This window comes from Martelella lutilitoris (genome assembly GCF_016598595.1).
Lineage (GTDB): Bacteria > Pseudomonadota > Alphaproteobacteria > Rhizobiales > Rhizobiaceae > Martelella > Martelella lutilitoris_A.
Genome location: NZ_CP066787.1, coordinates 60,048 through 73,426 on the forward strand (window position 1 = coordinate 60,048; position 13,379 = coordinate 73,426).

The window sequence follows — 13,379 nt, forward strand, 5'->3', positions numbered from 1 at the left end:
TCACTCCATCGTGAGCGCTGTATCGAGCGCTTGTTGAGTGAGGTTGCCAAAAGCGAACTGTCCGCCCTCGGGTGTCTTGTAAATGAAAAAGGGAACGCCCTTGATCCCGTTCTGGCGCATCCACAACACGTTTCTGCGAAGAATATCAGCCGTCTGATCGTCGATTTTGTCGGAAGCGATTGCAGCAACCTTTTGGCCACCAACACTTGAAGTCGCGGCATACTCATTTTTCAGGAAAACCGTGCCGACGTTGCGCGAAGCCGACGGCATCGACGATACGGCCGTTCGCTTCCGTGTCTCCTTTGCGGCCTGGGCTCCGAAAACCCACAAGGACGTGCTCATGAGACAGGTTGCCAATCTACGGCGCGCGGTCGAGCGCTGGGGATCAGCGCAAACCGATGCGCTGATTGGCGATCCCGTCGAGAACGTCATGTCGTCGGCGCTCGCGATGAACTGCGCGTCGACCGCGCCGCCCATGGCGGCGAGCCTGTCACACGCGCTGGCGATGAGCCCGATTTCGCGCCCGGCGAAATGCTGGGACCATGGTGCTGTGCTGTTCAGAACTTCGGACGGAAAGCTGTGGCCCTATCAGCCGGGATCATCCAAGCAGACGTCGTGGGTCGACGTCATCGTCGGAACGCCGGGCTCCGGCAAGTCGGTCCTGCTGAACTCGATGAACCTTGGCGTGGCGTTGTCACCGCAAAGTGGCCAGTCAGATGATGGTAGCGGATTGTTGCCACGCATTTCGATCATCGATGTCGGCCCGTCTTCGGCCGGATTGATTTCGCTCCTGCGTGACAGCCTGCCGGCGAACCGGCGTCACGAGGTCGTCTATCACCGGCTTCGGATGGAAGAACAGTATTCGGTCAATCCGTTCGACACCCAGCTCGCATTGCGGTTTCCTCTGGCTCACGAGCGCGGATACCTCGTCAATCTTGTGACCTTGCTATGCACGCCGGACGGGGCTGAATCGGCCTATGACGGCATTTCCGCGCTGGCAGCAAGCTGCATTAACGAAGCCTATGAGCGGTTTTCGGACGACCGAGAGCCGAAGAAATACGTCCCATCGGAGAGTTATGAAGTCGACGCCGCTCTCGGTGAGGTCGGCTATGTCGCCGACCAGTCCTCGACCTGGTGGGAGGTGACCGACATTCTGATGGAAAACGGTCGACGGCATGAGGCTGCACTGGCGCAGCGCTTTGCTGTTCCGACGCTGTCCGATCTCATCTTGGTATCGAATTCCGAGACTGTGCGAGAACCATTCAGAGAAATGGTGACGCGGACCCAGGAGCCGGTACTTAAAGCATTTCAGCGCATGGTCAGCTCCGCGACCAAGGATTTCCCCATCCTCGCTCGCCCGACGCGTTTCGATGTCTCCGGCGCGCGCATCATAGCCTTTGATCTGTCGGACGTGACCGCGACGGTCGGGCCGCAAGCGAAACGACATACCGCTATCATGTATATGCTGGCCCACCATGCCGTCACCTCTGACTTCTGGTTGGACGAAGACGAGTTGCGGGGCCTGAAGGCACCGCAAGTCTACATCGACTACCATCTGCGCCGTTGGAAAAATAACCGTCAGATGCACAAACGACTGTGCTTTGACGAGTACCACATGACTGGTGGGCTTGGTATTCGCCAGCAGGTCATCAATGACGTTCGAGTGTGCCGGAAAGCGGGTGTCCAGATCGCCTTGGCATCGCAGCTGATGGATGACTTCGATGAGGCCATCCAGAAGCTCGTCACCAATATTTGGTTCTGCAACGTGCCTACGGAAAGCGCGATTTCAGAGGTCTCCGAAACCTACAATCTTTCAGCCTCTGCTCGATCGATCCTCCGAACGCTCCATGGCCCCGTCCCTGGCGAGGGCGCTCCGGTCATGGCTTATCTGACGCTGAAGAGCGGTGTTTACACCCAATATCTGATCAATGAGCTCGGCCCGATCGAGCTATGGGCGCTGTCCACCACATCCGAGGACACGGCCTTGCGGTCCATGCTCTATGACCGTCTCGGCTCGAAGCGCGCGCGCGCCATTCTGGCCGCCCGCTTTCCCGACGGATCTGCAAAGGCAACGATCGAACGCCGGCTCGGTGAGCTGGAAGATCGGGGCGTTGCCGTTGACGAGGGCAAAAGAGGCGATGTCATCCGCGATCTCGCAGATCAAATTGTGAAGGAGGCAGTAGCATGAGTTTTCGAAACTTGGCGCTGGCGCTTCTGTTGTCGTCATCGGCAGCTGTCGCGCAAGATACGGATGTAGCGACCACATACATCACCTTCAACGATGTGGATGCGGATGCGACACAGGTCGCTCGCAAGATGTATGGGCGCTTCTATCGCATGGTCGAGGCCGAGCGCGTCTGGCTGGAAGAGCCGACCGAAAGCTATGACCAGATGGTGGTGCGCCTCGGCGACAACCGCAAATGCGATCCAAACTGCGGCGTTGTTGCTCTTTATTACAGCGAGCCGGACGCAATGTGGCTTGAAGTCTGGCGGGGCCTTGGCGATGCGGTTGGTATTGGAGACGTCGGCATGGATGGCATTCGCTCCATCCATGGCGACGACGGTCGTGTTTGGAAATGGTTCAGCACGTCCTACTCGCCCCAGGTACTAGGTGATGTTTACGAGTCCCGCGTTGCCACGGAAGATGAGAAGCGCGCCGCCTATGGCGTCCTGAATGCTCGATCGGCACCTCCCGAGGGCGTCGATCCGCCTGAGTTTCTCGCATTTGACGTGGACCTGAAGAGCGGCGACGAAACCGTCATTACAGCGCGTTCCCTTTACTATTGCGGCAACGGTCCTTGCCCACTGATTGTCCTCGACGGCGATAACAAGGCGATCGCCAACTTCCGGACCTATGCCGAGGATTTCGCTCTCGAGCCAGATCGCGACGAGGAAGGTTACCGCCTGATCGAATTGTCGATCGACGACGGCATCGGCGTTTACAGCGTCGGCAGTGGTGAACGGGTCAAGACAATCGGTCTTATGCCTGTCCTGGAGGCTGGTCGGGAGAAGCCGCTATGAAACAGGTTATCTTGTGCTTATCCGCTTTTTCGCTCGGCCTGGCGTCGGTAGCGGCACATGCGGGATATCTGGATGCTCTCAAGGGACATGAGGGAGGCGACAGCTACTCGGTCATCAACAAGAAGGGCACCGCGCTCGGCAAGTACCAGATCACGGCTGGTACATGGGCCACGCTCGGATATACCCAGGGATCTGGTGGTGACTGGTCAAACTACACCTTCACAGACAAGGCACGCGCCGCCGGCGTCTCTTCACTCGACGATCTGCGGTATTCCGAAGCCGGCAAGGCACTGCAAGAGCGCGCCGTGAACGAGCTGACCATCAGCAACTGGAATTCAATGAGTTCCCAAACACGAGGGCTTGTGGGTCAGACAGTCAATGGCGTGCAGATCACACAGGAAAGCCTTCTGGACGCGGCGCATTTTCTTGGCTCCGGCGCCCTGAATGATTGGGTCGCAAGCGGTTTCGATCCCAACGCGCTACCCGAGAGCTATCTCGCGGCCAATGGCCTGTCATCCTACGCGGAGCTGCAAGATCTCATCCTGAAGCGCATGGCATCCATCAACGGCAACTCATACGACGGCTTCGGATATACGAACACCTATTCCGTCGGGGGAATGTATGGCGCCACCAGCGACTTTCCCGGCTTTGGATCTAAGCGGCCCGTTCTCATTCAGGAAGTGCCGCCATATCAGGGAGAAAAGAAAACGCTATGAAGAAGCTTGTATTGTTTTTTGCACCTGCCCTGATGCTGCACGCGGGATTGACCCATGCCGCAGAGGGAACCGACCAGATCGAACAGCTATTCGATTCCATGCTCGGCGGTCAAAGCGGCGCATGTACTGACACCGTTAAAATCAGTTTGACCGACGCAATCCGCGCAGGGATCGACACTGAGGTGGCGCGAAAGGAAGCGGCGCTTCAACAGCCGAAGCCCGTTGATGGCCTTGGTTGCCTGGACAACCTCATGAATCTGGACCTGGATATCGCCATTCAGGTTCCTGACGTGCAGGGCCTGTTCGATTCTGCATTGTCCAACGCAGAACAACAAATCTGCTCCTTTGCACAAGAAGCCTGGGACAAGGCCACGGAGCCCCTGACATCGGCGCTTCAGCTGCCGTCCTTCGATGGCATCTCGGTAGACAGCTTTACCGGCGGTTCCAGTGACGTGCTCGACTTCGGGTCCGTCAACATGGGCCTGTCACAGGGCGGCGACTATGGCGGCGACGCGGGCGTGAGAGATGCTGGCGCGAATTCGCTGCTGCGCGACACCTATCAGAAGCTCTATGGCACCGGAGGACAGTGATGAAACATTTGATTTACGGCCTGTTGGTTTCGGTTGCGAGTGTCGGTCTGGCGCAGTCGGCTGAGGCGGCATGCTCTTGCGGTGGCGTGCGCAACATTGTTGCTCAATACAGCAACAAGACCATCCAGGACGTCAACGACCACACGACAGATGTCGGGCAGCAGATTGCGGATACGATCCTGAAAGGCGTCGCACAGCTGAGCGCCTATTCCGATCGCTCCGTGGAGGCGCAAAAGCGCATCGAGGACGCAGCACAGTTGAATGACACGTTGCGGGCGCGTCAGGAGGCCCGCGGCAAGGCGGAAGGCGGCCGCTACGATCCGGCCGCATCAGCGTGCTTCGACCTTTCCGGTCTGATGCAATTCGGCGGCGGAACCGCTTCCTATGGCGTCGGCGGGACTGACGTCTCGAACCTGTCGCGCAATCGCTCGCGTGGAAACGGTGCTGAGGGACAGGCAGTGTCCCAGGGTGGGCTTGCGATCGCCAATGCGATTATCAAGGACCGGGACGAGCTGGAAGATGTTGGCGGTTTCAAAGATCCCACATCTGACATTCGCTTCCTCACCGACGCGCAGACGTTGGATACATCCGAAGGCAAGGTAGCCCAGGCATATGCGCGCATGGTCAACAACATGGTCGACCCGATCCCGGCAAAGCCAATCACGGAAGGTGAAGCGAAAACGCCGGCAGGAAAGGCCCAAATGGCGGCGCGCCAGGTCGACGCGACACGCCGGTCGGCCTCCCACGCCATTCTCTCCTACCTTGGCGACCTGAGCGCGCCGACCGGCAGCAGCGAGCTCGCCGATTGGGCCAAAAAGGCTGCACCGACCAACTACCCCTATGAAATCGGAGACAAGGTTTCGAAGCTTCAGGCTTTGGATATCTTCGTTGAAAGTCGCTTCCCGAATCCGGAATGGCATCAGGCGGTTGCCAAGATGTCACCAGAGGCCGTTGAGCGCGAAAACCTTCTGACCAATGCCCTGCAGCTCTACGTCTCATGGGAGCGTTTCGGTCTCGAACGGCGACAGGCGGCCGCTCTGTCTGCACTGCTCGCTCTTCAGCTTGACGATCGCGACAGCAGGACAACCGTAATCCCGGTGAACGACTGATGAAAAGACGGCGGAACCGACAGGATGATCCGCACAAGACTGGCTGGCTTGCCCGACGCGGCGGCATGCACCAGCTTGCCTTCATCGTCACGTCCGGGTTTTCGGTCGGCATGGCGGCATGGGATATTATCTCCAGCACGATGCGACCGAAGCGCTATTCGCGTGACAGGTTCTTCAAGACGGACGAAGACGGCGGCATCTCCCGCTTCAAGGCCCAGACATCTGGAATGAGCCAAAAGGAAATCGACGACGATGCCCGCGCCTGGCTACGGGAGCGAACGGTTTACACGATCATCGCGTTTCTTTGTCTCGCTGTGATCCCGGCCATGTTTGCCTTCGGCATTTTCAGCATTTTCACACTCATAGCACTCATCGTTTTGGCACTTTTGTTAGCGGCCAAGGCCATGAAAGCTGACTTTGCCTACTGGCAAATCCGACAGGGCCGTTTCGGCCCCTTTGCGGACTACCTCCAGCACCGTCTTCCTTACGACATGCAGATAATCAGGAAGGATTGAACCTTGCGGCGATTTTTCAAAGGTCTGCCCCTGGCCTTCATCTTTACCAGCTCCGGCGCGTTCGCACAGGAAATCGATGTCGTGGACATTCTGTCCGGCGGCGGCGACGAACGGACGAACACCTATCTGAACATGATTTTTGGTCCGCTTTTTCCCGGCCCGAACGACAAAACCCTGATCTCGGTGCTGATCTCGGACTTCAATATTCTGTTCTTCGCCCTCGGCGCGATCCTGCTGACCTACAACATTATTATCGGGACGATGGAATCGGCGCACCACGGCGAAGTCCTCGGCCGACGTCATTCATCCCTGTGGGCGCCGATCCGCACACTGGTCGCAGCAGCGCTGCTCATTCCCATACCTGCGACGGGGTACAATGGCGTGCAGCACGCAGCGGCCTATCTGGTGCAGTTTGGTACGGGCACGGCATCGTATTTCTGGCAGAAAAGTGTGGATCTCGTCTTCAACGACCACATGCCGATCGTTGGCACGGATATGTCCCAAAAGGACGGTCAGTTCATTCAGGCTGTTTGGCGCATGGAGATGTGCCGGGCTGTCTACAACGCTGAAGCTGCAAAGGGTGGTGGCGACATTGCCGGCATTACCAAAAACTGGCGTACAACGGCCAGCGGCAGCTTGGCGCTCTCCTATGACATGCCCAACTATCGGGGTGCGTGCGGCACGATCACGCTTCCCTCCGAAACCAAAGGTTTCCAGAGGATTGCTGCGTCATCGAACAAAACATATGCCGATTATGCAAAGGCCATGCGTGACGCGGTTACTCAGGTCACCAACAACTATGCGCCGACGGCGGATTCAGTCGCCCTGGCGGTTTCGCAAAGGCAGCCTTTACCCGATTATAGGGGCCTTGCAGATGACCTTGCGGAATGGCGCGAACTTCATGCCAACATCCTCAAGGACTATATCGCAACCGTTAAGTTGCAAAAGGACGTGCAATCCGCGGCATCCGAAACAGAAACGATCAACATCAACGGCATAGGCGACAAGGAGCAGAACATCGACCTCTCTGCCAGTCTGAAGGATGGCGGATGGCTGCAAGCCGGCTACTACTATCAGCTGATCAGCCGCTTTACCGCCGACGCATCGGCCGTCGCGGGAGGAATTCCGCAGACAACACCCGGCGGCGCGATCGGAGCGACGGCTAATCCGAAAGGTCGGGTCGGAGAGTCTATTGCCTCGCAGTATGACGACGCCAATTGGTATCTGTTCGGTTCAGCCCAGGGAGACGCCACAAAATTTCTTGAGAGTTTCGCCGGCACCTACAATGGTGTCGTCGAATGGTGGAACGAGAGCGTCGCCCGAAGCGATGTACGGGCCTTTACCAACGAGCGTGCAGCGTTTGCAGATTCAACGGCCGATATGACATCCTATATGGTGTCTGCCGGCAATCTGTACGAAGCCTTCGACTTTCTAAACCCGGCTGCCAATGACGGCGACCCTATGGTGGGCCTGATCGCCGTCGGTAATCAGCTGGCGTTCTATAGCGGCGTCATCATGATTTCGCTCGCGGTGCTGGCAGCGGTGCCTTTTCTTGGACAGTCCGTGATCGCGTTCGCCGGCTTTCTCGGCTGGGTCTTGAGCGGGATCTCAGTCGCCGGCTACTTCATGGCGTTTGTGCTACCGATGATCCCCACCGTGATTTGGGTCATCGGCGTGACGGCCTTCTTCCTGTTGGTTGTCGAGATGATTTTTGCCGCACCACTGTGGGCGATCGCTCACTTGTCGATGGAAGGCGAAGGTTTGGGCGGTCGGCAGGCCAGACGCGGATACGTCATGTTGCTGGCGCTGACGGCAACACCAGTGCTCATGCTCTTCGGGCTTCTCGTGGGCATGATCATCTTCCGGATTGGTGGAACGCTTCTCAACGGGGGCTTCTATTATGCCATCACTGCAGCGCAGGCTCTGTCTGGTGACAGCTACACCCAAATCACCTGGTTCATCGGCATTTTGGCCATCATGGTGTTCATGCTCTTCGCATATGTCGTCATGCTGGAACGTTCTTTTGCCTTGATCGCCGAATTCCCTGGCAAGGTGTTCCGATTGATCGAACCGGATGCTGTCAGCGATCTCGACACGCATGCAGCCATGCGGGCCAATGTTGCCGCTGGTGGAACAGCTGGCTCGATGGGTAGCCTGACAACTTCGGGAGGCCATTCTCTAAATAGACGCATCGCTGGCAACGCAGCGAAAAATAACGATTAAGGAAGGAGCCGAAATGCCTGACACCAACTCTCCCGTTTCTGTTCGGTTGGATGTCGATACGCGCGGCAAACTAAACGCACTGGCCAATCGTCTGAACAGCACACCACATGCGCTGATACGCCAAGCGGTTGCAGGGTTTATCGAAGACAATCACGGCGGTTTCAGCTTCGATACCAAACTAGAGCAGCGGATAACCGATGATACGCATATCCAGAAACCTTGATGAAGCTGCAGCATCCCATCGACTTGAGGATTTCGCCGAAGCCTCAACACAAATTCTCGAAAGTTCCGGCTTCTGCCCGGCTTCCAGTGGCACGACATGATCCCAGAACAACGCCTCGATCGGGTCCAAAACGCACGGCGCTTACGCTCCAAGGAGACAGCATGCGGCGGCAGAAAACATCATCCAATTTGACCGGCGCTGAAGAAGGCGAACTCAATCGCCGACGAGTCCTGCCCGACAAGCGATAATCGACCAGGCTAGACTGTTCCGGAATTAACGAAAAGACTCTCCCGTTCCTTCGAAATACGCATACCGCCGACGTCATCTCCTGATTGTGTGCGCTTGACTGCGGCGCCAAGAGGGTTCCGCTTCCTTGCCCTTAGGCTCCGCTATCGAGCCCTCTCCAGCGGGTCTGGGTTGTAGTGTTCCGCGCGACGGATTTTTCCTCTCCGGTAGGCAGCACGACGACCTTTGATCCGTCAGGCACACGGCGATAAAGATCCATGACGTCTTGGTTCATCATTCGAATGCAGCCCGAAGACATGGCCTTGCCGATTGACCATGGTTCGTTGGTGCCGTGGATTCGGTACAGCGTATCCTTGCCATCCTCGAACAGATAGAGCGCCCGGGCACCGAGCGGATTCATCGGCCCTCCATCCATTCCATCTGCCCATTTCTGATAGGTTTCGGGATCTCGTCTGATCATGTCCTGCGTGGGTGTCCATGTCGGCCATTCGCGTTTGTAAGCAACGGTGGCCGTACCGGACCAATCCATGCCTGCACGACCAACGCCCACTCCGTAGCGCATGGCCTTGCCGTCATCCATAACGAGATAGAGGAACCGTTTTTCCGGATCGACGACCAGCGTTCCCGGCTGCTCGCCGGTCGGATCATCAACGATCCTGCGCCGGAATTCAGGGTCGAATTGTCTCATATTGACAGCCGGCACAATGAACGGTTCATCGGTGACGGCGTCATAGCGGGCATCGTACACCACTGGCTTCGGCTTTTCGGGTCGAGGCACATCCCTAGTCGATGCGCAGGCTGACAGTCCTGCGGCCACGACCACCAGAAAGAGCCGAAATGCGAGAAATTTCATACGTTGTTATCTCCCTTGGCGCGACGGTATCGGTCTTCCGGCACAGTCTTTTGGAATCCGTCACCGTCGAGCTTGGTCGTCAAAATCGAACCATTTGGATAGTTGCTGCAGGAGGAAAAATCCTGTGCTTCATTTCGATCTCGTTCGGCGATCTTCCGGCGCCACCCGAGAGAGTCTCAGTGGATGGTCTCAGCGAGGAAATCCGCTATCTCAAACGGAGCATTTGCCATCGCGCCCTCGGTAACATCATTGGGCAGCGATAAGCAACCTACCACAAACAGAACGGCGCTTGGGACCATGAAGGGCATCAATAGTTGGCGGTTCACTTCAATTGCAAAATCGATCCCTCCAATGCGACCTCCCTATTATTATTGTCGGCAATTGTTCTTCGACACCGTATTGGCTAAGCAGCAGCGGCACTCGCCCAGCGCACCTGCGTCCGTCTGAACCCAATGCAAGGCGAAGCTCAATCCGGAGTGGTTGCCCAGAATAAGGCAAACGGTCTCTAGAACCGGCAGGCCTCACACTGCGACTGAAGCTCGACAGGTATCCATTGACTAGGTTGAGCAGAGACAAGTCGGCTACCCCAACGTGATACGGTGCTTCATTGCTACCAAATATCTTCCCATCCGAGGGTCTGAATCACCGAGTTTTGACTCTCAGCCACCGCATGTTAGGCTTCCCGAGGAAGGAGATCATGAAACATGACTATACCATCCTGGATAAAGCCCGCAGCTTGGGGCGCGGTATGTGGTGCCGCTGCCATAACGATTTTCACGATGAGTGCCGGTTGGCTGGTGACCAGCGGCGCTGCGGAAGAACAAGCCGCGAATGAGGCTGACCGTGCGGTCATTGCCGCTCTAACGCCGATTTGCGTTGCGCGGTTCAATAAGGTCGCTGAGACGCAGCAAGAGAAATATATAGCCGCCCTTGAGCAAGAGAGCGCCTGGAGCCAAGGTGATTGGATAGAAGAAAAGGGCTGGGCAACGCTTCCCGGTAGCGAAGAACCCAACGACGAAGTCGCTGAAGCATGCGCCGAGCAATTACTTGCCGCAGCAGAAAGTTAAAAAGCTAACCAGTGGGATGTGGGACAATATTATCAAACTCCGACATTCTCAACTAGTTCTTATTTAGATGGTGGCTTTGGTCGGTGATCAAAAGCCGCCATTTTTTGAGAAACAACTATAATGAAGTTGAATTTCCTATCGCTCTTCGCTTCCCTCTATATTGCTGCATCAGTACTGCCTAATGGCGCTCAAGCGCTTGAGGAAAAAGGCCAGGAAACGGGGTTCCCGCTTCCTCGCTTTGTTTCTCTCAAGTCAGAGAAAGCAAACATGCGGGTCGGGCCCGGCCTGCAATATCGGATTAAGTTGGTCTACACTGAGCCCGGCTTTCCATTGGAGGTGCTGGCTGAATACGGGAACTGGAGACAGGTCAGAGATTATTCTGCCGACGTCGGCTGGATGCATGAGGTACTGTTATCCGGAAAGCGGACAGCAGTGGTTGCGCCGTGGAAGAAGGGGTATACGGCTCTGCGCGAGCGTCCGTCCTTTGACGGAGACGTAAGGGCGAAGCTGGAGAGCAAAGTTTTGGTCAACGTCAATTCATGTAACACGGCCTGGTGCAACGTTTCGGCAGGCGATCCTTCCGTGGAAGGTTATGTCAATCAGCTTGCTTTGTGGGGCGTATACCCTGGCGAGGCTATCAATTGAATCAAGCTGCACGAAATTTGCATTGGCTCAAGTCATCGGCAACCTTCTGATCGCCTTAACAATCTTTCATCAACTTTCAATCTCCTCGTAATGCGGCAGCTTTTATCCTGTGGCAAAAGAGCCACCGGCCATAAGCGGATAGGAGAACTTGATTGATGAACGAAGCCAATAACTCGACACGACTCAAAACCATTCTCAAAGGCTCAGCGGCAGCAGGACTTGTAGCTGCGGTCGTCTATGGAGGTATCACTGGCTCCGCGATCAACGCTTTTGCTGATCCGGTTCAAATTGAAGCCCCGGCAGAGAACCCTGGCTTCGCCGATGTCGTCAGCGCGGTGTCGCCAGCAGTGGTGTCGGTTCGGGTCAGAGGCGAAGTCAAACAGGTTTCAGACAATCTACCTGGCTACGGTTTTGGGAATGGTCTCGACAGACTGCCCGAGAATCATCCTCTACGGCGTTTCTTCGACCAATTTGGTGGACCAGGCTTTGCCACCCCCTATCAAGGGAAAGGCGAAGCTCCGCGAGAAGTTCACCCAATCTCACAAGGCTCGGGCTTCTTCATCTCTGACGACGGTTATGTCGTCACAAACAACCATGTCGTAGATAACGGATCTGAGTTTAGTATTCTTCTTGATGACGGGACCGAACTCGATGCGAAGCTTGTCGGCAAAGACAGCCGAACGGATTTGGCGGTACTCAAGGTCGACGACAAGCGGAATTTTACGTATGTCGATTTTGCCGAAGACGAGGACGTGCGCGTGGGCGACTGGGTGGTCGCGGTTGGCAATCCCTTTGGACTTGGCGGTTCCGTGACCGCCGGTATCGTATCAGCACTTGGTCGCGATATCGGAACCGGCCCTTATGACGATTACATCCAGATCGACGCCGCAGTGAATCGTGGTAACTCCGGCGGTCCGGCATTCAATTTGAATGGAGAAGTCGTGGGCATCAACACTGCGATCTTCTCACCCTCTGGTGGCAATGTCGGAATCGCTTTCGCAATTCCAGCGTACGTGGCGCAGGACGTTGTGCAGGACCTCATCGATGACGGCAAGGTCGAGCGCGGCTGGCTTGGCGTGCAGATCCAGCCGGTGGACGCCGAGATTGCAGAATCGCTTGGCCTTCAGGCGGACCGAGGCGCGCTTGTTGTCGAACCCATGCAAGGCTCTCCAGCGGCCAGAGCTGGTATCGAGACAGGAGATGTCATTGTAGCCTTGAATGATGAGCCGATCGAGGACGCCAGCGATCTCTCAGTCAAGATCGCGTCCGCCGGCCCTTCAAGCAAGGTCCAGCTCTCGGTATGGAGAGACGGAGAAACGAAATCGATCGATCTAACGCTTGGGAATCTGGCGAAAGCTGATGTCAATACAGCCGAAAGCCAGGACACGATAGCGCCGAGCACATTTCAGGCGCTGCCAAGTGTTGGACTGACGGTTGCCCCTGCCCAGGAAGGCAATGGCCTGGTGATCGCCAAAGTCGATCCAGAATCCGATGCTGCGTTGCAGGGCATCTTCGAAGGCGAACGCATCGCCTCAATCAATAACCGGAAGGTAAGCGACATTGATGATGCCAAGGCCATCTTGAACGACGTTCAAAAGTCTAACAGAGAGCACGCCCTCTTCCAGATTGAAGGGGAGCGAGGCAGCCGTTTTGTGGCCTTGCCGGTTCAGCAGAGCTAATCATCTCCAAGCGCGATCTCTGCTGTACCTTTTGCCGTTGAGGGCAGTCATGCATGAGGTGTCCACCAAAGATAGGTGGACACCATGTCACGGAAGAAGGTCAGAAGCTGAATGTGAGGTGAGAGGAAAGCGCCTAGAGGACCATGTTTGACATGAAGTTCCACGGCGGCACGAGAGCCTCGATATCGCGCGCAGCAATCGCTTGCTCATTCGAATCAGTGTCTGCTAGGCGACTAGATCGGATTCTGCAGATGGCCGTGTAAATCCTCGATCGAGCCGTTCTCCTGTAATGCGGTGGCGGGTTTGCGCGTCAGCGTCATATAATAATGGGCACAGACTTCCTCGTAACAATAGGAGAGATCGGCCTTTTGCTTTCGCATAGAGGTTTCAGAGGGCGGACGACAGCCTGTTGCTGCGGTGACGGAACGACAAAAGCTCGTCTTCAGTTCAGGGCAACGCTGTTTTTTTGAATGGCGACGTAACCGACGGCGG

14 protein-coding genes are annotated in these 13,379 nt (G+C 56.4%); 11 read left to right on the top strand and 3 right to left on the bottom strand.

The features are described from left to right. A complete protein-coding gene (locus JET14_RS20985; protein ID WP_200338279.1) occupies positions 1-342 on the bottom strand; it encodes a hypothetical protein in 342 nt (113 codons plus the stop codon). On the opposite strand from JET14_RS20985, the gene JET14_RS20990 reads away from it, so the two are divergent. The 8 genes from JET14_RS20990 to JET14_RS21025 are packed head-to-tail and all read left to right on the top strand — an operon-like array spanning position 341 to position 8,397. Beyond that, entirely contained in the window at positions 341-2,188 is a 1,848-nt protein-coding gene (locus JET14_RS20990; RefSeq protein WP_200338280.1) for a hypothetical protein, read from the top strand. The genes JET14_RS20985 and JET14_RS20990 overlap by 2 nt on opposite strands. After that, the gene (locus tag JET14_RS20995) at positions 2,185-3,021 is read left to right on the top strand and encodes a hypothetical protein (RefSeq protein WP_200338281.1); all 837 of its coding nucleotides are present in this window, start codon (positions 2,185-2,187) and stop codon (positions 3,019-3,021) included. Before JET14_RS20990 ends, JET14_RS20995 begins: the two co-directional genes overlap by 4 nt. Further along, entirely contained in the window at positions 3,018-3,737 is a 720-nt protein-coding gene (locus JET14_RS21000; protein ID WP_200338282.1) for a hypothetical protein, read from the top strand. The genes JET14_RS20995 and JET14_RS21000 overlap by 4 nt, the downstream gene beginning before the upstream one ends. Beyond that, positions 3,734-4,327, top strand: coding sequence for a hypothetical protein (locus tag JET14_RS21005; protein ID WP_018067332.1), 594 nt, complete (start codon positions 3,734-3,736; stop codon positions 4,325-4,327). The genes JET14_RS21000 and JET14_RS21005 overlap by 4 nt, the downstream gene beginning before the upstream one ends. Next, a complete protein-coding gene (locus tag JET14_RS21010) occupies positions 4,327-5,436 on the top strand; it encodes a hypothetical protein (RefSeq protein ID WP_183488787.1) in 1,110 nt (369 codons plus the stop codon). The genes JET14_RS21005 and JET14_RS21010 overlap by 1 nt, the downstream gene beginning before the upstream one ends. Further along, positions 5,436-5,951, top strand: coding sequence for a hypothetical protein (locus JET14_RS21015; protein ID WP_200338283.1), 516 nt, complete (start codon positions 5,436-5,438; stop codon positions 5,949-5,951). Before JET14_RS21010 ends, JET14_RS21015 begins: the two co-directional genes overlap by 1 nt. A 3-nt stretch (positions 5,952-5,954) precedes the next feature. Beyond that, positions 5,955-8,174, top strand: a complete 2,220-nt coding sequence (locus tag JET14_RS21020) for a DotA/TraY family protein (protein WP_200338284.1) — start codon at positions 5,955-5,957, stop codon at positions 8,172-8,174. Between the two features lie 13 nt (positions 8,175-8,187). Further along, the gene (locus JET14_RS21025; RefSeq protein WP_200338285.1) at positions 8,188-8,397 is read left to right on the top strand and encodes a CopG family ribbon-helix-helix protein; all 210 of its coding nucleotides are present in this window, start codon (positions 8,188-8,190) and stop codon (positions 8,395-8,397) included. Between the two features lie 379 nt (positions 8,398-8,776). Here the strand turns inward: JET14_RS21025 and JET14_RS21030 are convergent, their stop codons facing one another. Next, positions 8,777-9,496, bottom strand: coding sequence for a L,D-transpeptidase (locus JET14_RS21030; RefSeq protein WP_200338286.1), 720 nt, complete (start codon positions 9,494-9,496; stop codon positions 8,777-8,779). Positions 9,497-10,200: 704 nt separating this feature from the next. Between JET14_RS21030 and JET14_RS21035 the strand changes: the two genes are divergently transcribed. From JET14_RS21035 to JET14_RS21045, 3 genes are all read left to right on the top strand, one after another. Next, a complete protein-coding gene (locus tag JET14_RS21035; RefSeq protein WP_200338287.1) occupies positions 10,201-10,563 on the top strand; it encodes a hypothetical protein in 363 nt (120 codons plus the stop codon). A 120-nt stretch (positions 10,564-10,683) separates the two neighbouring features. Beyond that, on the top strand, positions 10,684-11,208 hold the full coding sequence (locus tag JET14_RS21040; protein WP_200338288.1) for an SH3 domain-containing protein: 525 nt from the start codon (positions 10,684-10,686) through the stop codon (positions 11,206-11,208). A 152-nt stretch (positions 11,209-11,360) separates the two neighbouring features. Further along, the gene (locus JET14_RS21045; RefSeq protein ID WP_432443095.1) at positions 11,361-12,887 is read left to right on the top strand and encodes a Do family serine endopeptidase; all 1,527 of its coding nucleotides are present in this window, start codon (positions 11,361-11,363) and stop codon (positions 12,885-12,887) included. Between the two features lie 233 nt (positions 12,888-13,120). Here JET14_RS21045 and JET14_RS21050 read toward each other — a convergent pair whose 3' ends face one another. Beyond that, positions 13,121-13,267 carry a hypothetical protein gene (locus JET14_RS21050; RefSeq protein WP_200338290.1) on the bottom strand — a complete coding sequence of 49 codons (147 nt, stop codon included), beginning with the start codon at positions 13,265-13,267 and terminating at the stop codon, positions 13,121-13,123. Positions 13,268-13,379 lie beyond the last annotated feature (112 nt).